Genomic DNA, 25,341 nt, shown 5'->3' with positions numbered 1-25,341 from the left:
GCCGGCTCTGAGGGGTCGGCTCCGCCCTCTAAAAACCGATAGACTATGGCTGATAAAAAAATCCTACTTTTCGCCGTGCTGTTGCTGGCGGCGTGTACTGCCGATCCGGCGATGGATGGTGCCGACGGCGGGAATTCTTCTGCGAATACCGCAGCCGCCGCGAAGCTGATCAACACGCCTTACGATGCCAAGCAGGGGTCGCTGATCGTTTGTTTCGACGATGCTGCCGTGCCGACCATCGAGGCTACGGCGGCTTCCTTCGCCGCAACGCGCGGCGATGCCGGGGACGCTGCCGTACTGACCCGTTCGGGCATTGCCCCGGTCGACGAAGTGTTGCAGGGGCTTGAAATCACCTCCTTGCGCCGTGTGTTCCCCTACACACCCCGCCATGAGGAGCGTACGCGTGCCGCAGGCCTGCACAAGTGGTATGTCGTGACTTTCGACGAGCAGGCCGACCTCGAAGCCGCCGCCCTGAAACTGGCCGCCGTGGCCGAAGTCCGGAATGTCGAGTTCAACACGAAGCTTTATGTGACCTCGGTAGGGCCGCGCCGACCGCTGACGGCTGCCGATATGGCTGCCACCCGCGCCGCAGCCGCGGGGCGGTTCAACGATCCGCAGCTTTCCCGCCAGTGGCACTACAACAACAACGGCGACAAGACCGTTGCCTCGACGTCCCGCGCCGGGGCCGACATCAACGCCCAGGATGCCTGGGCGATCACGGCCGGTAACCCCGGCGTGGTGGTTGCCATCGTGGATCAGGGCGTGAAATATACGCATCCCGACCTTGCGGCGAACATGTGGATCAATACGCAGGAGAAAAACGGGGCTACGGGTGCCGACGACGACGGGAACGGCTATATCGACGATATTTACGGGTATAACTTCGTCACGCGCGGTGCCGTCTCCTGGGATCGCGAGGTCTGGGTCGGCGGCGAGAACAAAGGCGATTCGGGGCACGGGACACATGTGGCCGGTACGGTGGCCGCCGTCAATAACAACGGCGTCGGCGTTTGCGGCGTGGCTGGCGGCACGGGGCGCAACGACGGGGTGAAACTCATGTCGTGCCAGATATTCTCGGGCAACGACGCCACTTCGGGGGCTATCACCACTTCCGCCGAAGCCATCAAGTATGCCGCCGACAACGGAGCTGCGATCATCCAGTGTTCGTTCGGAAGCAAGGCGGGAGCCTATACTTCGGACAGCGCCTATGAGCGCGGCTCGGGCGTGCAGTACAATGCCATCAAGTATTTCATCGAATCTCAGAACTGCGATGCCGTCGGCGGCGGCGTGGTCATCTTTGCCGCCGGCAACGATGCTACTGCCATGTCGGGCTACCCGGGGGCTTACCACGATTATATCTCCGTGACCTCTTTCTCGCCCGATTACCTGCCGGCCTATTACACCAATTACGGCCCGGGCTGCAATATCTCGGCTCCCGGCGGCGACTATAAGATCAGTGCCGATGCGGCCAAGACCTACGCCGAAGTCCTGTCGACGGTTCCTTCCGAGTTGTCAGAATACAACGGTGCCGATTACGGCTTCATGCAGGGTACGTCGATGGCCTGCCCGCACGTTTCGGGCGTCGCGGCGCTCGGGCTCTCCTATGCGCTGGAAAAGGGAAAGAAATTCACGCTCGACGAGTTCAAGACCATGATCCTCACCTCGGTGAACGATATGGAAACCTATCTCGACGGTTCGAAAACCGGCCTTGTACTGGCCGACTACCGCAAGAAGATGGGTACCGGGTCGATCGACGCGTACCAGCTGCTCATGCAGGTCGAAGGGACACCCTGCCTGCGGGCCAAGGTCGGCACCAAGCAGCTCGTGGCCCTGACCAAATATTTCGGCGGCTCGGCTTCGAACCTGACCTATCTGCGGGTCGAGATGACGCGGGAGAATATGGATAAGCTCGGCATCACCGAGGCTCCTTCGATCTCCTACGGCAAACTGATGATCCACTGCACCAAACCCGGTGTCGCCAAGATCTCCGTCACGGCTATTGCCGGCGGCGGGAGTGTGGGCGGCGGCAGTTCGATGGGCGGTCAGGAGATCACCAAGGAATTCGCCGTCATCGCCCGCGCGACGGAAAATGCGAACGGAGGTTGGTTATAATAAACGATAAGATCATGAGAAAAACTCTTTATACCTTATTCGCCGTGCTCGGTTTGTGCATGTTCGCCGGCTGCGGCTCTTCGTCGAAAGGCGACGACGCTTCGCCGCTGGCCAAGCAGCTCGTGGGCGAATGGCACCTCGTTTCGTGGAACGGGGCAGCCCCCGGCGTATTCGATGCTTACGTGTCGTTCGCTTCGGATAAGACCTTCGAAATCTACCAGCAGATCGAGCAGGTCGGATACCAGAAATACACGGGTTCCTACCTGATCGGCAACAAGATGCTTTCGGGTAAATACAGCGACAATACGCCCTGGGGCAGCTCTTACGAAGTGTCGTTCGATGAGTCGGGCAATACGCTCACGCTGGTGAGCGATCCTTCGGTGGGCGAAGTGAGCGTCTATACGCGCGCTTCGATACCCGCGTCGGTCAAGGGCGGAGCCACGGTCATGAAGGCCTCTTCCCGCGCCGCCGGCCCGCTGCTGTTCTGACGACCCGGTTTTTCTGTAAAACTTTCTGGAAATGCCTTCTGCAATTCGCAGAAGGCATTTCCCATGTTGCGGACTTGTGCGGGTTTTACTTGAAAATAGGTACCGAAACATCGCTTGTTTTGCCCTGGGAGAAACAGAAACCCTTGATTCCGCTTGGAATCAAGGGTTTCTGTTTCTTTTGTGGTACCACCAGGAATCGAACCGGGGACACAAGGATTTTCAGTCCTTTGCTCTACCAACTGAGCTATGGCACCATCCCGATAATTGCGGTCGGAAGTACTTCTTTCCCGTATTATCGTGGTGCAAAGGTAAACAAAATTTCCAAACGTGCAAAATATTCTCCGAATTTTTGCGCATTATTGCAGTTCCAGGCTGATCCTGGGCACCTACAAATGTCCTGTACTCCTGCCTGCCGAGTCCTGTCGGACAGGGGCTGATTGAAAATATTGCCGGGGGCTTGCCATTTCCATCCTTGGCTGCTCCGATTCCGGAGGTCTGGATCGATAATAAACCATTTTCATTCGACCTTACTTGCGGGGCATCCGGAGTCTGGATGCCGGTTCTGGAACCGACCCGGCGGGAACCCACCGGATTACCGGGCGTACCCTTGCTCATCGGTCGCAGGGGCCGCTCCCTGCCCGGCTTGCCTTACAAGTTCCTGCAGCCCGGCCTCGTATTCCGCAACGGTTTCGCGGACGATCCGTCCCGCCGTCGGCAGCTCGCGGATCAGCGAGGCTGCCTGCCCGATTTCCAGCTCACCGTCTGTCAGGTCGCCTTCGAAGATGCCCCGTTTCGAGCGTCCGCGTCCCAGCAGCTGCTGTAACTCTTCGGCCGTCGCACCCCTGTTCTCCGCCTCCTCGACCGCACGGTAGAAGCCGTTGCGGATCAGGCGTGTCGGACTGAGCTTCTTCAGCGCGAGCATCGTGTCGCCCTCCTGCAGCCCGATGCAGAGTTTCTTGAATGCGTCGCTGGCCGAACTCTCTTCCGAAAGCGCGAACCGCGTTCCCATCTGGATGCCCTCGGCGCCCAGTGCGAAAGCCGCCAGCATACCGCGCCCGGTGGCGATGCCGCCCGCGGCGATCAGCGGTATCGCCACGGCCTGCCGCACCTGGGGTACGAGCACCATCGTCGTCGTCTCCTCGCGTCCGTTGTGGCCGCCGGCCTCGAAGCCCTCGGCTACCACGGCATCGACCCCTGCCTGCTGGCTTTTCAGGGCGAACTTCGTGCTCGAAATCACGTGCGCCACCTTGCATCCCGCTTCGTGCAGGCGGGCCGTCCAGGTTTTCGGGCTGCCTGCCGAAGTGAATACCGCGGGCACGCGTTCCTCCATGATGACGCCCATGATCTCTTCGGCGTAGCGGTACATCAGCGGGACGTTCACGCCGAACGGTTTTTCGGTCGCCGCGCGGCATTTGCGGATATGCTCGCGCAGCAGGTCGGGGGTCATCGAGCCGGAGCCGATCAGCCCCAGTCCGCCTGCTTCGCTCACGGCTGCGGCCAGCCGCCAGCCGCTGCACCAGATCATGCCGCCCGCGACGATGGGGTAGCGTATGCCGAACAGCGAAGTGATTCTGTTTTCCATGGTTTCAGGTATTTGTCGTCCTGCAAAAATAGGCAAATTATCGGGAGTGCAAGCTGCCTGCCACGGGAAATAACGGCCGTATTCCTTGGCCGGGGCTGAAAATTTTGCCACCTTTGCCCTGCGTTTTACGAATAACCGTTCACAACCATGATATATACGGAAGATACCCGGATCGCGGCGCTGGCCGTGCATATCGTCGGGAACAAGGCCAAGGACGAGCCCCTGCTCGTCTCCCCCGCATTGTCCGGGCAGGTCGGCGACACGGGCCTGATGCAGATCCTGACCACCTATTTCGCCGGAGGTTTCAAATCCGAGGAGTACTACAACCTCCACCACGAAACCGACCTGGCCTGCAACGAAGTCTATAATTTCGTCTGCAAGGTGTTCGACGACCGGGAGACGTTCTACGACAACTCCGTGAACCTTGCCCGGCACCTTTACGAGGCGGGTACCCACCCGCAGATCAAGGGCGGCGAATTTTACGTCGCCTATTTCACCGGCTGCCGCTTCGGGGGCGATGCGGTCGATGCCGTCGGGCTTTTCAAGTCCGAAACCCGCGGTACGTTCCTCGATGTCGGGGAGCAGGACGGGCAGCTGCATATCTTCTCCTGCCAGGGGATCGACGTCAACAAACTGGACAAGGGGTGCCTCGTGTTCGATACCGAGCGCGAAGAAGGCTTCGCCGTCTGCGTCGTGGACAACACCAACCGGGCGGAAGCGCGTTACTGGATCGACGATTTCCTGCATGTCCGCCCGCGGCAGGACAACTACCACAACACGCACAACGTCCTGGCCATGTGCAAGAAATACGTGACCAGGCACCTTCCTGCGGAGTTCGACGTGTCGAAGGCCGACCAGGCCGAGATGCTCAACGAGACGATGAAATACTTCAGGGAGCAGGACAGTTTTTCGCTCGACGACTTTTCTGAAAAGGTGATCCGCCAGCCCGAGGTCATGGAGAGCTTCACACGCTACAAACAGGAGTACGAGCAGGATCGCGAGATCCGTATCGAGGATGAGTTCGCCATTTCCGATTCCGCCGTCAGGAAACAGGCGCGCGCCTATAAGAGCGTCATCAAGCTCGACCGCAATTTCCATATCTATGTCCACGGCAACCGCAACCTGCTGGAGCAGGGCGAGGACGAAAAGGGCAAGTTCTACAAGGTCTATTACCAGGAGGAGGAATAACCTCCTTTCCCGGGCGGGATTGCCGTGCCGGCAAGGCGGACTGCAAGGTGCAGCCCGCTTTTTTTGTGTATTGTGCCGAATAACCGGATTTTGAATCCCCTTCACAGGGAGCAAATAGTCGCTTATTGTGTATATTTGTATATGAAGTGGGGATTCCGAAAGGTACGGCAGGTTGCTGCGTTATCTCGCACGGCCTGTTTTTATGGTCCATTATAACCGGGTGAAGGCCGGGTCATCGTTTGCAGGATATTCCGGGACGATGCGATTATAGTGCATTCGGGCTGAAATCGGCGGATTATCCGTCTCAGGACTTCAGTGGAAGCGGTATCATCCTGCCAACTACTTATTTGTAGTTATAAATCAGGGTATAAATGCGGTAATTTGCACTATGAAAAGGCAGCGACGAAATGACTTTTTTGTCGGGCAGGTTGCTGACAGGCTGGCGAAAGCCAGACGAAGGCGTAACCTGATTCAGGAAGTCGTGCGTTTCGATACCGGGCTGAATGTCGGCCGGATCGAAGCCGGATGTTCCGATATCACGCTGTCGACCTTGGCTGACCTTTGTGATTATTATGATATTTCACCCGGGGAGTTGTTTCAGGACATAGTGACGCACTCATCCTGAAGAGGGAACCGGCCATGCGGCCGGTTCCCTCATTTTATGTCCTCATGTCCCGAGGGTTTTCTCGAATGCCAGCCGTTCGCCGCTCCGGTAGCGTACCTTCCCGCAATAGACGAACCCCAGCCGCCCGAGCATACGCAGCATGTAACGGTTGTCGAAATTGGTGTCGACGCGCATACTGCCCGTGCCGCGCCCGCACGCCATCGCTTCGACGCGCCGCATGAACTCCGTCGCCACCCCGCGGCCTTTCTCGCCGTCGGCCACCGCCATGCGGTGCAGTACGACATAGTCCCCGTCGGTGAGCCAGGCCCCTTCGATGGCGTCGTAGGCCGGTTCCCCGTCGAATACCACCGCGCCGTAGGCGACGACGTTGCCCTGGGCTTGGGCTGCGGCCGCTTTTGCTGCCTGCGTCTCCCGCATCTCCCGCGCTTTGCGTGTTTCTTCCGTCGCTTCCGTCGCCTCTTCCGTCGCCTCTTCCGTCGTCGCTGCCGTTTCGTCGGCGCCGGATCCCGTTGCGCCGGCCTCCCCCGTGTCCGTTATTTTCCGCGCGGCAGCCGTTTCCGGACGGAAACCCGCAGCCCCCGTGCCGTCGCTTCCCCGCGCTTCGGGGCTCTTTTCCGCCTCCGGTTTCTCGAAGACCCATCCGTAGCCGCAAGCGATGTCGTGTCCGATATCGGCCGCTGCCGGATAGCCGTCCTGCCATTGCAGGCTTCCCAGTGCCCGCATCTGCGCCTGCGCCTGCCGGATGATCTCCATGATGCGCGCCGCGTCGGCGGGGCGGGCGCGCCGGAACACTAATTTTTCGTCCATACGGCAAATATAGGATAAAATGCCGTGATACGCTACTGCCCGGGGGATATCTGCGCGGCGGAATTTCCGCCGTACGGCTTTTTTATCCCTCCTTCCGCCCGGGCGGGATGCCTTCCGCAGCCTTTTTTACCATGCCCCGTGCGAATCCGGCAAAAAAATCCGGGATAAAATCGTACATAATAGGCAAAAATCGTAACTCCAGACCCCTGGTTGTGCCCTGCGGACTTTTATCCCGATGCCCCGTCCTAAATTCGTTTTCAGCGGGACAGCCCTTCTGCGGGGCCTCCCCCGGGATACCCACCGAACCTATTTTTTAACCTTAAAATTAGTGTGTATGAGTTTTTCTACTAACCGTTTTTCCCGGAAAGCACTATTACTTGTGACAGCCGTGTTCTCTGCGTCGTTGCTGTGGGCGCAGGCCACCGGCATCTCCGGACGTGTGCTCGATGAGACCGGTGCGCCGGTCATCGGTGCGACGGTCATGGTCAAAGGCACCACGATCGCCACGGCGACCAATGTCGACGGCACCTTTAACCTGAAGAATACGGGCCGCAACGTCACGCTCGTGGTATCGTATGTCGGCTACGAGGCGCAACAGGTGGCGTCGAAGGGTGCCGGGTCGGTGACGATCACGCTCAAGCCCGAGGCCATCGGCATGGAGAGCGTCGAAATCGTCTCCGTGGGCTACGGTACCCAGAAACGCGAATCGGTCGTGGGGGCCATCTCCACGATCCGGCCCGAGGAGCTGCGCGTCCCCGTACGGTCGCTGAGCCAGACGCTGGCCGGTAACCTGGCGGGTGTGGTCGCGTTGCAAACCTCGGGCGAGCCCGGCAAGGACGACGCCCAGTTCTGGATCCGCGGTATCGCCACCTTTACGGGCAGTCCCGATCCGCTGATCCTGGTCGACGGTATCGAGCGTCCTCTCAACGACGTCGACCCGCTGGAGATCGAGTCGTTCAGCGTCCTGAAAGACGCCAGCGCCACGGCCGTATACGGCGTACGCGGTGCCAACGGCGTTATCCTTGTCAACACGCGCCGCGGTTTCGACGGCCCGGCCCGGATCGACCTGCGTTACGAGCAGGGTTTCTCGTTCGCCAGCAAACGCCTGTCGTTCGTCGACGCCGCTACCCGCTCCGAAATGTTCAACGAGGCGGTGGATGCCGTGAATGCCTCGGCGGCACTGAAATACGGCGCCGACGAGATCAAGGCCATGCGCATGCAGACCGACCCCGAGGTCTATCCCGATGTCGACTGGCAGAAGCTCCTTATGAAAAAGGTGTCTCTTTCGGAGAAGGTGAGCGCCAACATCTCGGGCGGCGGCAAGTTCGCCCGCTACTTCACGGCCCTCTCCTTCTACAACCAGGAGGGGCAGTATGCCGTCAAACCCGGCAAATATTCGTGGGTGAGCGACAAGATCGGCCGTTACGGCGAGAATGTCAACTACAAACGCTATAACTTCCGCTCGAACGTCGACATGGACATCACCAAGACCACGGTGGTGAATCTGGGCGTGCAGGGCAACGTGACCGAGAACATGGAGCCCGTCGAGGGATCGGCTGCCATCTACCGCGACATCATCAACGCGGCGCCGAACGCTTTCCCCGTCCGCTTCAAGGACGGCGAACTGGCCGGCCGCGACGGCCTGAACAACCCCTATAACATGCTCACGCAGCGCGGTTGGAAGAAGACCACCGGCAATACGCTTCGCGCCAACCTGACGATCAACCAGGATTTCTCGTTCATCACCCCGGGCCTTTCGGCCAAGGTGAGCTACGCCTACGACGCCGTGAATTATTCGGTGGAGGAGCGTGCGCGCAACATCAACTTCTTCGAGGCCACGGGCCGCGACCAGGACGGCGAACTGATCCGCACCGAGTGGCAGGCCGACCAGAAACAGGAGTACCTGAATTACAAACAGTCCGGCAACGGTTCCCGTACGCAGTACGTCGAGGCGGCGATCAATTACAGCCGGACGTTCGGCGAAAAGCACGAGGTCGGCGGCCTGCTGCTCGGCTTCGCCAAGGATTACCGGTTGCAGGAGGCTACGAGCGATTACCTCAAGTCGCTGCCCAACCGTTCGCTCGGCCTTGCCGGCCGTCTTACCTATGCCTACGACAAGCGTTACCTGATCGAGGCCAACATCGGTTTCAACGGTTCGGAGAACTTTGCCAAGGGCAAGCGCATGGGCGTATTCCCCGCCGTGGCTATCGGCTGGGTGGCCTCCGAGGAGAGCTTCCTGCGCAACAGCGAGGTGCTGACGTGGTTCAAGATCCGTGCGTCGGTCGGGCAGGTTGGCAACGACCAGATCCCCAGTACGCGTTTCATCTACCTGGCTACGATCAACAGCGGCGCCAACGGTTACGGCAACCTCGGCGTCAACTTCGACCAAGGGGCCGGCGGTATCGGCGAAGGTCGCATGGCCAACCAGGACGTGACGTGGGAGGTGTCGACCAAATACAACGTTGGTATCGAAACCGGGTTTTTCAACGAGTTGAAAATCAATGCCGACTTCTTCTACGAGCGGCGTGAAAACATCTTCCTCGCACCCCAGTTCTCGGAGATTTCGGGGCTTCCCAAGGATTATACCAACTACGCCAACATGGGTCTGATGGAGAACCGCGGCTTCGAGGTTTCGGCCGAATACGTCAAGCGTTTCAGCAAAGACCTCACCGTCTCCGTCCGCGGAAACTTCACCTTTGCCCGCAACAAGGTGATCGACGACGGCAAGTACTATGCCTATCCGTGGCAGGATCAGCGCGGCGTGCGTTACGGACTGACCATGGGCTACCGTGCCATGCACCTCTTCTCGCAGGAGGAACTGGACAACATGCCCGACTACTATACGCAGTTCGGCCTGGACAAGCAGCAGCTGCGTGCCGGCGACATCCGCTACGAAGACCTCAACGACGACGGCAAGATCACCGAGGCCGACATGACGTGGATCGGCAACCCCACGATGCCGGAGATCGTCTACGGTTTCGGAGCGTCGCTCAACTACAAGGGCTTCGACTTCTCGTTCCTCTTCCAGGGCGGCGCCAACCGTTCCTCCTACCTGAGCGGCGGCTGGTATTTCTACCCGTTCCAGGCAGACCGCGGCCCGAAGTTCATGGGTAACGTGATGACCATCTTCAAGGATCGCTGGACGGTGGACAACCCCGATCCGCACGCCTTCTCGCCCCGCCTGTCCTACGGTGCCGATGCCAACAACTACAAGACTTCGACCTGGTGGCAGCGCGACAGCGACTACCTGCGCCTGAAGAATGTCGAGATCGGCTATACGCTGCCCTCGGCCTGGGCCAGCAAGCTCCGGTGCAGCTCGCTGCGCATCTATGCCACGGGTGTGAACCTGTTTACGGTCAGCAAATTTATCTCCGACTACTGGGATCCCGAGACGGGTGCCGATGCCTATCCCATGCAGCGCCAGGTTTTCGTCGGTGTGAATTTAACCTTCTAATACAGCCTAAAGAATGAAAAAGAATATCGTATATTTAATGCTCGCGTCGCTCCTTTTGTTTACCGGCTGCGCCAACTATCTGGATCAGGATCCCGAAGACCTGAACTCGATGGACAAGATCTTCTCGTCCAAGATCGAGACCACCAAGTGGTACAACCGCATTTACAGCGACGATTTCATGGTGCAGGAGATGCATTACAGCGGCCAGATTCCCTATTTCTGGTGCACCGACGAATCGGCCTACATTCTCGAATCGCACGTGCGCAATATCGCTGAAGGGAAGATGAGCCCCGACAACTACTACGGTTACACGGGTTCCTACAACCTCTATTTCTTCGTGCGTTACTACCAGGCCATCCGCCATTGCAACCTGTTCCTTGAAAACGTGGACAAGTGCGCCGAACTGGGCGAGATCGACCGCCGCACGATGCGTGCCGAAGCCCGCTTCATGCGTGCCTATTACCACTACCTGCTGCTGCGCCTCTACGGCCCGATCCCCATCGTAGAGACCAGCCGTTCGGCCGACCAGATCGGGGCTTCGCAGGCGCGCAACACGCTCGGCGAATGCGTCCGCTGGATCAACGGCGAGATCGACTGGGCCTGTGAAAACGGCATGCCCGCCGCCCGCGACGAGAAATTCACGCTGGGGCTCCCCACCATCGGTGCCGCCCGGGCCATCCAGTCGCGCATGCTGCTGATGGTCGCCAGCCCGCTCTTCAACGGCAATTCGGCCTACAAGAACTGGACGAACCACGACGGCACGGTGCTCATGCCCCAGACCTATGACAAGGAGCTGTGGAAGAAGGCCGCCGATGCCGCCAAGACGGTCATCGACATGACCGAATACCAGTTGCTCAAACCGGCCGCTGACGCTACGTTCGATGAGATCGTGGATAACCTCCGCGCCGTGACGACCACCTGGGGCGCCGGCAAGAATACCGAGATCATCTGGGGGCACCCCAACTCGGTGCAGTGGTACGGCATGTGCGCCCTGCCGGCGCGCTGGTACGGCTGGAACGGCCGCTATTCGCTGGCCATCGGCATGATCAACGATTTCTTCATGGCCGACGGCAGCCCGAGCCGCCCGCTCGAAGAGTGGTTCGCCTCCAAAAAATTCTCGTCCGAAGCCGGCGACGGCACCATCGCCAATACGTTCTGGATGTTCGTCGGCCGCGAGCCGCGGTTCTATGCCTCGGTTCATTTCCCCAACCAGCGCCTGTCGTACGCCTACGAGAACAAGACCGACAGCTACCAGGATGCCGACGGCTACGGCGTGGTCGATTTCTGGTACTCGGGGCTGAGCGGCAACGGCAGCACCCCGGGCGACAAGAACACCTCGGGATTCTCCGTGCGCAAGAACCTTCCGCTGGATTACCGCAGCAACAAGCAGACCAGCGAGGCGACGCGTATGCTCAACGTGCCTTTCCCCATCATCCGCCTGGGTGAGGTCTACCTCAATTACGCCGAGGCCCTGAACGAGTACTACGGCACCTCCCGGCAGGACGAAGCGCTCTATTACCTCAACGAAATCCGCACCCGTGCCGGCATCCCGGCCTATGAGGGCAGCTATTCGCAGGACGAGATGCGGGAGATGATCCGCCACGAGCGCAAGATCGAGCTGGCGTGGGAGTGCAACCGCTATTTCGACGTGCGCCGCTGGTTCACGGCCCATGGCCCCGACGGCGAGTTCAACCACGACGAATACGGGCTGGACATGTCGCGCGGTACGGGTGCCACCGACCCGGCGTTCTTCACCCTGACCAAGGTGGCCAACAAGCGCTTCGACATCCAGCACTACTTCCTGCCCATCAAGTCTTCGGAGATCATGCTCAACACGCAGCTGGTGCAGGCGCCCTACTATTGATGGCCGCAGCCGGACACATGTTAAACTTAAAAATGGAAAATTCGCTATGAAACAGTTTTTTAAGATACTGGCGCTCGCGGCCCTGGCGCTGCCTTTCACCGGCTGCGACGTGGAGTATTCGGACATAAATATTCTGCCCGACCCGGTTTTCGAACAGAACGGGCTGTACACGGCCAATACCATATCCATCTATGACGACTACGAAACCGTCATCAATGTTTCGAGAACTGCCGGTCTGTCGAAAGAACTGGAATTGGATATCGTGGTGGACGAAACACTGCTCGCCGAATACAACGAATTGTACAACACCGACTATAAACTGCTGGAAACGCAGTTCTACGACATTCCGAAGAATGCGCAACTTGCAAGTACGGTCAAGTCCGTCGATATTTCCGTGCGGATACATCCCAAAGCCCTGATTGCGGCCAAAGGCATGGCTGCGGCTAACAACATGCTGCTCCCCATCCGTATTTCCAATGCCTCCACGCCCGTCGAGGACGGCGGTTCGATGATGCAGGCGCTGTTGCGTTTGAACATCGTCGAGCCGATTGTGCAGGTGGAGATGCCCGAACAGATGCCGCAGCTGGAGTTCATTCCGACCATTCCGCTGCCGCAGGAAATTACGCTGAACGCCACGGCCAATTTCAACACGTTGGAGGTGGCGAAAATCGGCTATCGGGTCAATGCATCGAAAGTCGATGCCTATAACGAGGAGCACGGCACCTCTTACCAGCTGTTGCCCGAGCAGTATTATAAAATCAAGGAATCGGATTTCGATACGGAAACGCTGGAAATCGAGAGCCGCATCGAATTCGATTGCGCTGCAATCGGCGGTGAGGGCACCTACCTGCTGCCGCTCGAAATGCATTCCGACGACTATTCGGTCGTCCAGCGGGAGCCGGTTTATGTCTTGATTCAGATGTCCGAACTCAAAATATGGGTAACGAACGTCGCCGACCTCGCAAAAACGTCGGGCAAGGGAAAAATCAGGGTGCAGATGAACTCCCCGATGACTGTCGGCCAGCCCGTCGACTTCGTATTCGAACCGGAGAAGGTCGAAACCTACAACACGGAGCACGGGACTGCATTCAAGACGCTGGATGCCGCCAAGGTGGTCGTTACCCCGACTGAAATTCAGGCCGGCAGCCAATACGGCGAACTCTCGTTCGAGCTCGATCTGTCGGAATTGGATTACGACGGCGCCGATAAATACATGGTTCCGCTGACCTTCAAGAGCAGCGAACTGGTGGACGGCACGATCGTAACCGGCCCGTCGACATTCTACATTGAGGTGAACAAGACGCTCAAGGGCACCTACGACAAGGAAGTCTGGGGCGAAGAAAAAAGCAACCGAGTTCTGAAACCGGCTATTTTCATCGCAGGACAGGACGGCTATGCCGAGTCGCGGAATGCGAAGAAGCAGAAGTACATCATCAATTACAACCAGACGTGGACAGGCGGCCTGATTTACTTCAATATTTCGGACGAAACGGTCGCAGGACATCCCAATCGGCGGGTACTCGTCGATTTCTCGGATCGTCCCAACGAAAGAGCTGACGGTTATGACCAGATTGTCGATTCCGGCAGTTATCTGGACACTGACACGGGGGATATTTATTTCAACCTCCGGGTTATGGACGGTGCGTACGGCGCGACGGGCGGATTCGGTATCGAAGTGGTACTGTCCAACCGTGCAGACCTTTGACGGTCTGGCAGGGCCGATGGCCGGGGGTACACAGGGTATCCCCCGGCCATCGGCAACCGCTGCCCTGCTGGCAGGGGGCTGCTCCGGCCTGTAACCTTTCCGGCACAGATCGCCGCGCTGAAAACCCTGAAATGATTGAATTTTAAATATACCGGTTATGAAAAAAATGCGATTCTTTTTGTGCGTAGTTCTGTCGGCCGCGGCGCTTTGGTCATGCGGCGGCGACGGTGACGGCGAGCCCGGGCCCGAACCTCCCGTGCCGCCCGTCGTGGATCCCAATGCCGTCGAGGTCGTCAACAGCGGCTTCGAAAAGGGGCTCGAAGGCTGGACGCGCGTCGATTTCCACAACGGCGGCAAGGTGACGGTCGAGGTGGTCGAGGGTGCCGGCGTCAACGACAGCCGCTGCATCAAGATCCAGCAGTTCCCCGAGAACGGCCGTTGCGGCGTGGGCATCAAACAGAAGCTTACGGGGCTGGAACCCGACCAGATGTACCGCATGTATGCCAAGGTCAAATATTCGGACATTCCGCAGGACGAGGGGCGCGGCGCCATCCTGTTCGACATGTCCCAGAAGCAGTTCTGGGGCGCCTCGAAATTCCTCTACGGCACCAACCTCAGGAACTGGACGTCGCTCCATTTCGACTTCCTTTCGCAGGACGACGGGACTGCCGAGATCGTCTGCTCGCTGGGGTTCCGTTACGGCGGGACGACCAACGGCGGCTATTCGACCGGCACGGCCTACTTCGACAACGTGAGCGTGGTGAAGGTCACCGACGAACTTTTCATGCAGGAAGGCGAGCATATCCGCCTCTTCGTCGAACCCTCGCAGGTCTACGCCTCGGCGTCGCAGATCACCGAGTGGATCGCCAACCTGGACAGGATGTACGAGTCGTATGCCGACCTGGTGGGGGCGACCCCGCACGAGGGGCGCAAGCTGGCGATCCTTTCGTCGCGCGGGCTCGAAAGCGGTTATTGGGCGCTGGCGGGCTATCCCATCCTGTGGAGCAGCAACTATTCGGCCGTCACCTCGACCTTCGAGGAGCTGGCGCAGCACGGCACCTGGAGCTTCGGCCTGATGCACGAACTGGGGCACGTCTTCAACCTGGGCAATTCGAGCTGGAACTGGAACGACGAGATGTTCGCCAATTTCCGGATGCAGTACGGCCTGGAACAGAACCAGGGCAAGGTCTGGATGGACGAACGGGTCTACACCGGGCGCGAGATTCTCGACATGTACAAGAAGGATTACGACAATACGGTCTACACGCAGGTCAACGACAACGGCATCCATTACATGCTCGGTCGTCTGGCCGGCCCGGGCGGCATCGGCTGGGAACCTTTCAAGGCCGCTTTCCGCGAACTGACGACCACGGGCGGCGCGCCCTCGGGCAAATACGACAAGTTCGAATACCTGCTTTCGCTCCTTTCCAAGCACGCTACCCGGCTGACCGGGCGCGACGTGGATGTCAAGACGCAGTATTTCACCGAGGCCGAGCTGGCTTCGATCCGCAAACAGTTGCAATAATAACCGCCGTATCCCGTCGCGGGGCGATGCGTCGCCTCTGCCGGGCGGCAATTAATACCCAATACGAAAAATGAAGAGAGTGGTATTTCTACTCGCCGCCGTCGCGGCGTGCGTGCTGTGCCTGTGCGCCTTCGGCTCGAAGGTCAAGGTCTTCTCCGACAATTTCGACCGGCCCGAAAGGTTCGCGCGCTACTGGAACCATAACGCCGGGGAGGTGCCCGGCACGGTCGAATACCTGCCCGAAGGCGGTGCCGACGGCAGCGGATGCGTGAAGATCGCCAGCGCCGAAAAGACCGCCCTGGCCATCAAACACAAACTTACGGGGCTGCATCCCGGCAAGCTCTACCGCCTGAGTGCGCTGATGAAGTGCGACAGCGTGCAGGACGGCCGCGGCGCCGTGCTCTACCTCGACCCCGAGGGACTGGAACAGTCGTGGAATGCCTCGGAGTTCGCCTACGGCACCAACGACTGGACGGAAGTGTATATGGATTTCGTGCCCGACCGGCAGGGCGAAGCCGTCGTCTGCTGCGGCCTGGGATTCCCCTGGGGCACCTACAACGGAGGCAAAGCCTCGGGGACGGTGTGGTACGACAACGTGAAGGTCACACCGGCGCCCGAAGAGGCCCTCTATACCCGCGAGGGCGAACACATCGTGCTGAGGCTCGACCGCGACAAGGTGACCGTCTCCGATGCCGACATCGACGCCTGGCTCTCGAAGCTCGACCGCACGTACGAGGCGTACCGCGACCTGGTGGGCGACGTGCCCTTCGACGGGCGCAAAATCATGATCCTCAACACGCCGGGCATCGAACCCGGTTACTGGGCGCTGGCCGGCAACCCGATCCTGTGGAACAGCCACGTCGCCGTGTCGAAGCTGCTCGACCGCACGGTCGAGTTCGGCGACTGGGGCTTCGGCATCATCCACGAGATCGGCCATGTCTTCTCGCAGGGAAACATTTCGGGTACGGGACGCTGGAACTGGAACGACGAGATTTTCGCCAATTTCCGCATGTCCTATGCCCTCGAAGCGTGCGACGGTACGATGTCGCAGCGCGACATCTGCTACCGGGGTGCCGACGTAATCAACTACTACAAGATTTTCTACGACGAAACCATCGGCGCCGGCATCCCCAAGAACAACGGCGATGCCCTGCATTACACCTTCCTGCGCATCAAGGAGCGTTACGGGTGGGACGTCTACAAAAAGGCGTTCCGCGAACTCTACGCGCTCGGCGACTCGGGGCAGGAAGGGCTCGAGACGCCCTACGACAAATTCCTCTTCTTCCTCTCCTACGTTTCGAAGGCCGCGGGCGAAGATGTCGTGGCGGCGACCTATACGCCCGGGGAACTGGCCCTGATCGAGGAATCGCTTAGAAACTGATGCCGATGAATACCTTGCGAACAGCCCTCCTGGCCCTGGTCGTGGCCGCCGCGTTCCGCGCTGCCGCACAACCGGTCTATACCTTCCGCGTCAAGGTCGGCATCGACCGCGAATCGGTCGATTCGCTGGGCGGGCGCGACCGGGTCGTGCAACTGACCGAAGATATGTTCCGGCGCGTCAACCGTGCTTTCAACTACGGGGCGCAGCTGCGTGCGGTCTACGATTTCGTGGTGGATTGGGACGCCTTCTACATCTACGACGGCGTGTCGGCCGACCAGATCCGCAAGCCCCATCCCGACCACGATTATCTGGTGGTGATGGACGGTTACAAATCCGATCCCCGCGAGACGGGCGGCGGCTGGTACGGCGACGGGATCCAGGCCATCTACCATTCGCGCACGCACAACGACCGTTTCAACAGCCCGTTCGAGAAGAACGCCATCGACGGCATCATCCACGAGTTCGGCCATGCGCGGGGCGTCCCCGACATCTATGCCATGAAGGTCGACGCGGACAAGAACCCCGTCAACGGACAGGCGTTTTCCGGCGTGCGGTGCATCATGAATTATCCCTATGGCGAGGAGCTCTGGAGTGACTATGCCGTCCGCATGATCGACCATGCCGCCGACCGCAATGTCGACATCGACGACCTGGTGGCGGGCGTGTTGCCCGACCGTATCCGGGTCGAGGTGGCGGATGCCGACGCAAGCCCGGCCAAAGGGGCTGTCGTGCGGTTCTATCCCGTGCGATGGTACACCTATACGGTGACCGCCGAGCCGCAGGCCGGGGCCGCGACCGACCGCCGCGGACGCTGTACGGTTCCCGTTGCGCGAATTTTCGAACCCGAGCAGGAGTTCGGCGTGCGCTATTGCAACTGTCTGGTCGAGGCGGAATACGGCGGCGTGAAAGCCTATGGCTGGCTGCCGCTCTACGAGTTGCAGAACACCCGTTTTGCCGGGCAGCGGGAGCATACGCTCCGGCTGCGGCTCAAACGCGGCTGCGGGCTGGTTCACGCCGTAGGAATTGACGAATAATTGCTATCTTTAGGGCTCTCAATCACAAAACACCGAATTATGACCCGAAGAACCTTACTGACTTGCATTTTCATGCTGTCCGCAGTTGCCGTATGCGGACAACGCTGGCAGATCGCCCCCGACGGGCGGGGCATCGTGTGGAAGGTCGGCAGCGACATCCCGCACGACGACCACATCGAGATGAGCGGCGAGCGGATGGCCTTCGTGCTCCGCTGGGGCGTCGACTCGCGCGGGGCGTTCCGTCAGGAGCGTTCGCTCGTGTTCCCCCTGCTGCGCACCCTGCCTAACAACACCCACGCCAGCCTGATGTACCGCATGGCCGCGGACATCCCTTCGCTACTGGGCGTCAACGGCCTGGCCTTGCAGGACGAACGGGTCGGGCAGGTGGTCATCGACGGTGCGCTGGAGGTGCAGAGCCGCTGGGGCGTCGGTAAGATGAACGTCGGTTCGGCGCGGGACATGAAACCCGAGCCCGTCGTGGAGATGACGCGTACGATCTTCCCTTCGCGCACGCTGCCGCTCATGTGCGAGCGCTACACGCTGCGTAACGTCGGGGCGAAGCCGCTGACGGTTTCCGTACCCGAATTCTCGCAGGTCGTGACGACCGATCCGGCCAAGGGCGTCACGGGCAGCTATGTCGTGCGGGGCGACATCGCGGGCAGCGGCACCTTTACGCTTGCCGCGGGGGACTCGCTCGCGTTCGACGCCGTGTTCCAGGCCTACCCGGGCGGCGGAGAGCCCCTGCACCCCGACGTGGCGGCCGAATTCGCCGCCCGGATGGCGTTCGTCAGGGAGTGCATCGACGCGAACCTCGTGCTCGAAACCCCCGACCCGGTGATCGACACCCAATTCCGCTATGCCAAGCTGCGGGCTGCCGAGAGCATCGTTGCGACCAAGGGCGGCTACATGCACGCCCCCGGCGGCGAATCCTACTATGCGGCCATCTGGGCCAACGACCAGGCCGAATACGTCAACCCCTTCTTCCCCTTCCTGGGCTACGGGGTGGGCAATGCCTCGGCGCTCAATTCGTTCCGCCATTTCGCCCGCTTCATGAACCCCGCATACGAACCGCTGCCCAGCTCGGTCATCGCCGAGGGCGACGACATCTGGAACGGCGCGGGCGACCGCGGCGACGCCGCGATGATCGCCTGCGGGGCGGCACGCTACGCCCTTGCACGCGGTGACCGTGCCGAGGCCGCCGAGCTGTGGCCGCTCGTCGAGTGGTGCCTCGAATACTGCCGCCGCCAGCTTACGGCGGACGGCGTCGTGGCTTCCGACACCGACGAACTGGAGGGGCGTTTCCCCACCGGCGATGCCAACCTCTGCACCTCGACGCTCTATTACGATGCACTGCTGTCGGCCGTGTCGCTCGGCCGCGAGCTGGGCGTGGAATCCGCCCAGACCGCCCGCTATGCCGCACAGGCCGGGGCGCTCGCCCGAGCTATCGACGCGCACTTCGGCGGCGAGGTCGGCGGGTACGACACCTACCGCTACTATGCGGGCAATACGCTGCTGCGCTCGTGGATCTGCATGCCGCTGATCGTGGGGCTGAAGGAGCGCAGCGAAGGCACCGTCCGGGCGTTGCTCGGCCCCGAGCTGATGACCGACGACGGCCTGCTGACCCAGCAGGGCAGCTCGACGTTCTGGGATCGCTCGACGCTCTACGCCCTGCGCGGGATCTACAACGTGGGGCAGGCCGACCGTGCGACCGAACTGCTGCACCGCTATTCGCAGCGGCGCCTGCTGGGTGACCATGTGCCTTATCCCATCGAGGCGTGGCCCGAAGGCTCGCAGCGCCACCTTTCGGCCGAGAGCGGGCTCTACTGCCGCATCATCACCGAGGGCCTGTTCGGCATCCGCCCCACGGGGCTGCGGTCGTTCGACCTCACGCCTTCCATGCCCGCTGCCTGGGACGGCATGTCCCTGCGCCATATCCGGGCGTTCGGCTCCGATTTCGACATCACGGCCCGGCGCGAGGCGGACGGCAGGCTCCGCATTACGGTGGCCCGGCCCGGCGCAAAACCGAAAATATACCGCGCGGCACCCGGCGCGACGATACGGGTGAAACTAACCGATTAACAATCCGATTTACCTATGAACCTTTTCCGCTGCTTCGCCATTTCGTTTGCATTGTCCTTCGCGGCCGCCTGCTCGTCCGGCCCCGGGACTGATTTCAAAGTCGCCTCGCCCGACGGGACGCTCTGCGTCGGGATTCGTGCGGCCGACTCGCTGACCTATACCGTGACCCGCCACGGTACGCCCGTGCTGCTGCCTTCGGCCATCGGGCTGCACTTCGCCGACGGTACGGTGCTGGGACGCGGTGCGAAGGTGACCGATGCGCGGCGCGAAACGGTGGAACGGGTCGTCGAGGCCCCCTTCTACCGGCAGGCACGCTTCACGGAGCATTACAACCAGCTGCGGCTTACCTTCGAAGGCGGTTATGCCGTGACTTTCCGGGTCTTCGACCAGGGTTGCGCCTACCGTATCGAAACGCATCTGCCGGGCGAACGAACCGTGGCCGGTGAAGTGGCCGAGTTCAATTTCGCGGGCGACCCCGGGTTGTTCGCCGCCTATTCCGACGGCCTGTGCAACGCCTACCAGAGCCAGTATGAGAAGTGCCGCCTGAGCGCGCTGGGAACGGAAAAACCCGTCCTGCTGCCGCTGGCCGCCGACTGCGGCGCCGCCGGCCGCGTGTTGGTCTGCGAAGCCGACCTGGAAGCCTATCCCGGCATGTTCCTGACGCCCTCGGCGGGTGGCCTGCGGGGGCTGTTCGCCGCCGTGCCCGACAGTTGCTACCTCCACGAGCGCCGCTGCCAGGAGAAGGTCGCCACGCGCCACGACTATATCGCCCGCGTCGAGGGCACGCGGACATATCCGTGGCGTATCCTCGCCGTAGCCGACGAAGACCGCGAACTTCCGACCAACGACCTGGTCTATGCCCTCGCCGCAGAGAACCGCATCGGCGACTGCTCGTGGGTGAAGCCCGGCAAGGTGGCCTGGGAGTGGTGGAACGACTGGGGGCTGACGGGCGTGGACTTCGAGCCGGGCATCAACACGCGAACCTATAAGGCCTATATCGACTTCGCGGCCGACTACGGGCTCGAATACGTCGTGCTGGACGAAGGGTGGTCGGATCCGAAGGCCGGCGACGTGATGTCCGTGGTCGAGCAGATCGACCTGCCCGAACTGGTGCGTTATGCCGACGCCAAAGGTGTCGGGCTGATGCTGTGGGTCGTGGGCAACGTGCTCGACGCCAAGCTCGAAGAGGCGTGCAGCTACTATGCCGGATTAGGTATCCGCGGCTTCAAGGTCGACTTTATCGACCGCGACGACCAGAAGGCCGTCGAGCTGGTCTACCGCCTTGCCCGGGTCGCCGCCGCGCACCGCCTGGTGCTCGATATCCACGGCGTTTACAAACCCACGGGTCAGAACCGCACCTATCCCAATATCGTCAATTTCGAAAGCGTCTTCGGGCTGGAGGAACTCAAGTGGAGCAATCCCGACATGCCGCTCTACGACGTGACCTTCCCCTTCATCCGCATGGTGCAGGGCCCGGTGGACTACACGCCCGGCGCCTACCGCAATGCCACGCGCGAAGGCTTCCGGATAGACTACCGCAACCCGATGAGCCAGGGCACGCGGGCGCACCAGGTGGCGGCTTACGTGGTTTTCGACGCACCGCTGGTGATGCTCTGTGACTCTCCGACGCGCTACATGGCCGACGAGGCCTGCACGCGCTTCATCGCTTCGCTGCCCGTCGTGTTCGATACGACGCGGGTGCTCGCGGGCGAGATCGGCGAATATATCGTCACGGCACGCAAACGGCAGGATTGCTGGTATGTGGGCGGGCTTACCGGCTGGACGCCGCGCACGCTCGATGTCGACCTGTCGCTGCTCGACCCCGGGCGGGAGTATACGGCCACGCTGCTCGCCGATGACGGCCGCTCGGCTGCGGAGCCCGCCCGCTATGCGCTCTCCACGCAACGGGTGACCTCCGCGACACGGCTGCAAATACCCGTGGCGCCCGGCGGCGGCTTCGCGCTGAAGATCGAACCGGCTGATAACAAATAACCCTATCCGAAAAATACGACCCTTATGAACCGAACCCTGAGAAAATGCTGCGCCGCCCTGCTGGCCATCCTGGCCGTATATGCGGCACCTGCGGCGGAAAAAACCGTCTACCTGAAAGATTTCCTCGCGCCCGGCGCCGCCGGGACGGATGCCGTGCCCGCCGTGCGGGCCGCGCTGGAACACTGTGCCGAGGTCGGCGCCTCGCGGCTCGTGCTGCCCGGCGGCCAGCTCCGCATGCGCCCCGACCGGGCGGTCGAAAAGTACCAGTTCATCAGCAACAACGACGAGAGCCTCAAGCGCATCGCGTTCGACCTGGTGGGTATGCGCGACTTCGAGATCGACGGCAACGGCACCGAACTGCTCTTCACGGGCTTCATCTCGCCGTTCAGCCTCGAAGACTGTGAGAACATTACGGTGCGCGACCTGACGATCGACTTCACCCGTACGTTCAATTCCGAGGGCACCGTTGTGGCGAAGGGCGACGGTTGGCTGGAAATCGAGTTCCCCGAAGATTACCTCTGCGACATCGTCAACGGCTGCCTGCGTTTCCGCGATGCCGAGGGTACGGTGTACCCCTTCTCCAACCTGCTGGAGTTCGACGCCGTGCGGCGCGAACCGGCGTTCCGTGCCACGGACTACTGGCTGTCGAACCGGACGATCCCGGCCGAAAAATGCGCCAACGGCAACATCCGCATCCTGCGCAAAGACCTGACCGCCACGGTCGGCAACGTGATGGTATTCGGCGCGGCTGCGCGTTACAACCCCGGTTTCACGCTCGCCGACTGCCGGGGCGTTGCCATCCGCGACGTCAACCTCTACCACTGCGGCGGCATGGGTGTGATCGCGCAGCGCAGCCGCGACATCGAGCTTCGCAAGCTGGTGATCGTCCCCTCGCCCGGCAAGGGGCGCATGATCAGCATTACGGCCGACGCCACGCACTACGTCAACTGCGGCGGGTACATCCGCATGATCGACTGCACGTTCGAGAACCAGAAAGACGACGCGACGAATATCCACGGGCTGTACATGGCCGTCGAAAAGGTCGGGGGCCCCGACAAACTGCTGCTCCGCTGGCGCAACTCGGGGCAGTACGGCGTGGATTTCATCGTGCCGGGGATGACCCTCGAACTGGTCGACAACAACAACGTGGAGACCTATGCCCGCCGGAAGGTGAAGTCGGTCAGGCGGCTCAACAAGGTTTACACCGAAGTCACCTTCACCGAGCCGCTCCCCGACGGGGTCGAGCCCATGCATGTCGTGGCGGCCGACGACGAATATCCCGAGGTGCTCATCGAGGGCTGCCGCATGCGCGGCAACCGGGCTCGCGGCCTGCTGCTGGGCTCGCGCAACCGCATGGTCATCGAGGATAACTACTTCCACATCGCCGGGGCGGCCATCCTGATCGAAGGCGACGCCAACTACTGGTACGAGCAGTCGGGCGTGCGCGACGTGGTGATCCGCCGCAACCTCTTCGAGAACGGCAACTACGGCAGTCCCGGTTGGGGCTCGGCATGTATTGCCGTGGGCAGCGGCATCCCCGACCGCGAGACCAGCCGCTACCACCGCAACATCCGGGTCGAGGGCAACACCTTCCGCGTGTTCGACCCGCGTATCGTCAACCTCTACTGTGTCGACGGGTTCGTGTTCACGCGCGACAACGTCATCGAATACACCGACGATTATCCCTATGTACTCGACGAAAAGCGCAATTTCATCACGCGGAATTGCGACCGCGTGGTCGTCGATAAGAAACAGACCGATAAAAAATAAACGACTTTTTCCGATGAAACGGCTCTTTTCCGTCGTGCTGGCGCTATTGCTGGCCGTGCAGCTCCCGGCGCGGGTGAAACTCCCCGCCGTGCTGGGGAGCAATATGGTGCTGCAACGCAATACGGAAGTGAATTTCTGGGGCGAAGCATCGCCCCGCAGCCGGGTGCGGGTCACTGCATCGTGGGACGGCCGCACGCATGAAACCCGGGCCGATGCCTCGGGCCGCTGGGCGCTGAAGCTCCCCACGGGCGAAGCCGGAGGCCCCTATACCGTGACCGTCAGCGACGGCAAGGAGGTCGTGCTTGACAACGTGATGCTGGGCGAAGTGTGGGTCTGCTCGGGACAGTCCAATATGGAGATGCCCGTGAGCGGATTCATGTTCCAGCCGGTCGAAGGGGCGGTCGACGCCATCGCCGATGCGGGCATGTACCCCGGCATCCGGATGTTCACCGTCCCCAGGGTCTCGTCCAAGACGCCTCTGGACGATTGCGATGCGGCCTGGCAGACCGCGACGCCCGCCTCCGTCGGCCAGTTCAGCGCCGTGGGCTATTTCTTCGGGCGTATGCTCTACAAGGCATTGGGCATTCCGGTCGGGCTCATCACTCCCAACTGGGGCGGTTCGACCATCGAGGCGTGGATGACCGTCGACGCCATCGACGCGACGCCGGGCATCGACCACGCCGTCGCCAAGTCGGGAACCTACGACAACAGTATCCCGCAGCGGCTCTACAACGGGATGATCCTGCCCGTCTGCCGCTATACGGCCAAAGGGTTCATCTGGTACCAGGGCGAGTCGAACCGCAGGAACTGGTACGATTACAAGGCGTTGCAGGTTTCGCTCGTCAAACTCTGGCGCAACGCGTGGGGCGACGCGAAGATGCCGTTCTACTATACGCAGCTGGCGCCTTACCGCTACGAGGGCGACACACTGCGTTCGCTGCCGCTGGTGATCGAGGCGCAGTACCGTGCGCTGGCCGAAATCCCGCACTCGGGGATCGCCGCCACGACCGACCTGGGCAATCCGACCTGCATCCATCCGGCGCGCAAGCGCGAAGTGGGGGAGCGGCTGGCGTTCCTCGCCCTGGCGAACGATTACGGGGTGACGGGGCTGCCCGCCCCGGCGCCGGTATACAAGTCGATGGAGCGCGACGGCAATAAACTGGTGCTGACTTTCGACAACCTGCCCGTCCGGGCTCAAAACGGCGTCGACAGTTTCGTGGCCTTCGGCCCGGACGGCTATCTTCGTCCGGGCGGCTTCGAGATTGCGGGCGAAGACCGGGTTTTCCACCCTGCCGTTGCGAATTTCAAATATTGGGACAACCGGATCGAAGTGAGCTCCGACCGGGTGCCCGACCCTGTGGCGGTGCGCTACGCCTTCCGCAATTACTGTCCCGAAGCCAATGTCATGACGACGATGGGGCAGCCCCTTGTCCCGTTCCGCACCGACGACTGGCCGCTGGACGATATCGGTGAGATCAGGTAAACATCCGGCGGCCATGAATCCCGAATTCCCCCCCCCTCTTCCCGGCTCATTTCCGGGTACTCCCTGTTATTCACGGGGATAGCGACCCGTATCCTGTGTCTGTATTGCGGATGGCATCGGCCGTCCGCCCGGGGGCGGCATGTCTTCGGGGCGGGGCGGCGGATTGCGGCGCGTAAGGGCGGTGCCCCGACGGATAATGCCTTCCGCTTCGGAGCCGGACGGCGCATTTCTGCTGCCCGAAATAGGTATAAT

16 protein-coding genes and 1 tRNA gene are annotated in these 25,341 nt (G+C 61.1%); 14 read left to right on the top strand and 3 right to left on the bottom strand.

Annotated features, from left to right (window positions below):
- Positions 1-45 precede the first annotated feature (45 nt).
- Positions 46-2,112, top strand: a complete 2,067-nt coding sequence (locus tag DW189_RS03980) for a S8 family serine peptidase (RefSeq protein ID WP_055203657.1) — start codon at positions 46-48, stop codon at positions 2,110-2,112.
- 14 nt (positions 2,113-2,126) lie between these two features.
- A complete protein-coding gene (locus DW189_RS03975) occupies positions 2,127-2,600 on the top strand; it encodes a lipocalin family protein (protein WP_055203741.1) in 474 nt (157 codons plus the stop codon).
- Positions 2,601-2,781: 181 nt separating this feature from the next.
- Here DW189_RS03975 and DW189_RS03970 read toward each other — a convergent pair.
- Positions 2,782-2,854, bottom strand: a tRNA-Phe gene (locus DW189_RS03970).
- Between the two features lie 338 nt (positions 2,855-3,192).
- Positions 3,193-4,182, bottom strand: coding sequence for an NAD(P)H-dependent flavin oxidoreductase (locus tag DW189_RS03965; RefSeq protein ID WP_018694902.1), 990 nt, complete (start codon positions 4,180-4,182; stop codon positions 3,193-3,195).
- Between the two features lie 147 nt (positions 4,183-4,329).
- Between DW189_RS03965 and DW189_RS03960 the strand changes: the two genes are divergently transcribed.
- Positions 4,330-5,370: a nucleoid-associated protein gene (locus DW189_RS03960; RefSeq protein ID WP_117506952.1), complete on the top strand. Its 1,041-nt coding sequence runs from the start codon at positions 4,330-4,332 to the stop codon at positions 5,368-5,370.
- Between the two features lie 388 nt (positions 5,371-5,758).
- A complete protein-coding gene (locus tag DW189_RS03955) occupies positions 5,759-5,995 on the top strand; it encodes a helix-turn-helix domain-containing protein (protein WP_018694904.1) in 237 nt (78 codons plus the stop codon).
- A 42-nt stretch (positions 5,996-6,037) separates the two neighbouring features.
- Here the strand turns inward: DW189_RS03955 and DW189_RS14585 are convergent, their stop codons facing one another.
- Positions 6,038-6,802 carry a GNAT family N-acetyltransferase gene (locus DW189_RS14585; RefSeq protein ID WP_026318193.1) on the bottom strand — a complete coding sequence of 255 codons (765 nt, stop codon included), beginning with the start codon at positions 6,800-6,802 and terminating at the stop codon, positions 6,038-6,040.
- A 334-nt stretch (positions 6,803-7,136) separates the two neighbouring features.
- On the opposite strand from DW189_RS14585, the gene DW189_RS03935 reads away from it, so the two are divergent.
- The 10 genes from DW189_RS03935 (at position 7,137) to DW189_RS03890 (ending at position 25,089) form a co-directional block, all read left to right on the top strand.
- Positions 7,137-10,256, top strand: coding sequence for a SusC/RagA family TonB-linked outer membrane protein (locus DW189_RS03935; protein ID WP_259295426.1), 3,120 nt, complete (start codon positions 7,137-7,139; stop codon positions 10,254-10,256).
- Positions 10,257-10,269: 13 nt separating this feature from the next.
- Positions 10,270-12,120, top strand: coding sequence for a RagB/SusD family nutrient uptake outer membrane protein (locus DW189_RS03930; protein WP_117506950.1), 1,851 nt, complete (start codon positions 10,270-10,272; stop codon positions 12,118-12,120).
- Positions 12,121-12,166: 46 nt separating this feature from the next.
- On the top strand, positions 12,167-13,825 hold the full coding sequence (locus tag DW189_RS03925) for a DUF1735 domain-containing protein (protein ID WP_117506949.1): 1,659 nt from the start codon (positions 12,167-12,169) through the stop codon (positions 13,823-13,825).
- 157 nt (positions 13,826-13,982) lie between these two features.
- Positions 13,983-15,350 (top strand): M60 family metallopeptidase, encoded by a 1,368-nt coding sequence (locus tag DW189_RS03920; protein ID WP_117506948.1) that lies wholly within the window; start codon positions 13,983-13,985, stop codon positions 15,348-15,350.
- 70 nt (positions 15,351-15,420) lie between these two features.
- Positions 15,421-16,731 carry a M60 family metallopeptidase gene (locus DW189_RS03915; RefSeq protein ID WP_232045501.1) on the top strand — a complete coding sequence of 437 codons (1,311 nt, stop codon included), beginning with the start codon at positions 15,421-15,423 and terminating at the stop codon, positions 16,729-16,731.
- Between the two features lie 5 nt (positions 16,732-16,736).
- Entirely contained in the window at positions 16,737-17,765 is a 1,029-nt protein-coding gene (locus DW189_RS03910) for a hypothetical protein (protein WP_232045503.1), read from the top strand.
- A 39-nt stretch (positions 17,766-17,804) separates the two neighbouring features.
- Positions 17,805-19,844, top strand: a complete 2,040-nt coding sequence (locus DW189_RS03905; RefSeq protein ID WP_390613198.1) for a hypothetical protein — start codon at positions 17,805-17,807, stop codon at positions 19,842-19,844.
- A gap of 15 nt (positions 19,845-19,859) precedes the next feature.
- Positions 19,860-21,836, top strand: coding sequence for a glycoside hydrolase family 97 protein (locus DW189_RS03900; protein WP_117506944.1), 1,977 nt, complete (start codon positions 19,860-19,862; stop codon positions 21,834-21,836).
- A gap of 24 nt (positions 21,837-21,860) precedes the next feature.
- On the top strand, positions 21,861-23,606 hold the full coding sequence (locus DW189_RS03895) for a right-handed parallel beta-helix repeat-containing protein (protein WP_117506943.1): 1,746 nt from the start codon (positions 21,861-21,863) through the stop codon (positions 23,604-23,606).
- Positions 23,607-23,619: 13 nt separating this feature from the next.
- Positions 23,620-25,089, top strand: coding sequence for a sialate O-acetylesterase (locus DW189_RS03890; RefSeq protein WP_117506942.1), 1,470 nt, complete (start codon positions 23,620-23,622; stop codon positions 25,087-25,089).
- Positions 25,090-25,341 lie beyond the last annotated feature (252 nt).

Source organism: Alistipes sp. AM16-43 (assembly GCF_003435745.1).
Taxonomy (GTDB): domain Bacteria; phylum Bacteroidota; class Bacteroidia; order Bacteroidales; family Rikenellaceae; genus Alistipes; species Alistipes onderdonkii.
The sequence above is the reverse complement of the archived record's forward strand: the minus strand, read 5'-3'. Positions and strand labels throughout refer to the sequence as shown.

Excerpts from the sequence above, each read along its gene's own strand:
- DW189_RS03905 (WP_390613198.1), top strand. The coding sequence starts at position 17,805 with ATGACCCGAAGAACCTTACTGACTTGCATTTTCATGCTGTCCGCAGTT.
- DW189_RS03965 (WP_018694902.1), bottom strand. The coding sequence starts at position 4,182 with ATGGAAAACAGAATCACTTCGCTGTTCGGCATACGCTACCCCATCGTC.
- DW189_RS03895 (WP_117506943.1), top strand. The coding sequence starts at position 21,861 with ATGAACCGAACCCTGAGAAAATGCTGCGCCGCCCTGCTGGCCATCCTG.
- DW189_RS03920 (WP_117506948.1), top strand. The coding sequence starts at position 13,983 with ATGAAAAAAATGCGATTCTTTTTGTGCGTAGTTCTGTCGGCCGCGGCG.
- DW189_RS03955 (WP_018694904.1), top strand. The coding sequence starts at position 5,759 with ATGAAAAGGCAGCGACGAAATGACTTTTTTGTCGGGCAGGTTGCTGAC.
- DW189_RS03910 (WP_232045503.1), top strand. The coding sequence starts at position 16,737 with ATGAATACCTTGCGAACAGCCCTCCTGGCCCTGGTCGTGGCCGCCGCG.
- DW189_RS03935 (WP_259295426.1), top strand. The coding sequence starts at position 7,137 with ATGAGTTTTTCTACTAACCGTTTTTCCCGGAAAGCACTATTACTTGTG.
- DW189_RS03975 (WP_055203741.1), top strand. The coding sequence starts at position 2,127 with ATGAGAAAAACTCTTTATACCTTATTCGCCGTGCTCGGTTTGTGCATG.
- DW189_RS03900 (WP_117506944.1), top strand. The coding sequence starts at position 19,860 with ATGAACCTTTTCCGCTGCTTCGCCATTTCGTTTGCATTGTCCTTCGCG.
- DW189_RS03980 (WP_055203657.1), top strand. The coding sequence starts at position 46 with ATGGCTGATAAAAAAATCCTACTTTTCGCCGTGCTGTTGCTGGCGGCG.
- DW189_RS03925 (WP_117506949.1), top strand. The coding sequence starts at position 12,167 with ATGAAACAGTTTTTTAAGATACTGGCGCTCGCGGCCCTGGCGCTGCCT.
- DW189_RS03915 (WP_232045501.1), top strand. The coding sequence starts at position 15,421 with ATGAAGAGAGTGGTATTTCTACTCGCCGCCGTCGCGGCGTGCGTGCTG.
- DW189_RS03890 (WP_117506942.1), top strand. The coding sequence starts at position 23,620 with ATGAAACGGCTCTTTTCCGTCGTGCTGGCGCTATTGCTGGCCGTGCAG.
- DW189_RS03930 (WP_117506950.1), top strand. The coding sequence starts at position 10,270 with ATGAAAAAGAATATCGTATATTTAATGCTCGCGTCGCTCCTTTTGTTT.
- DW189_RS14585 (WP_026318193.1), bottom strand. The coding sequence starts at position 6,802 with ATGGACGAAAAATTAGTGTTCCGGCGCGCCCGCCCCGCCGACGCGGCG.
- DW189_RS03960 (WP_117506952.1), top strand. The coding sequence starts at position 4,330 with ATGATATATACGGAAGATACCCGGATCGCGGCGCTGGCCGTGCATATC.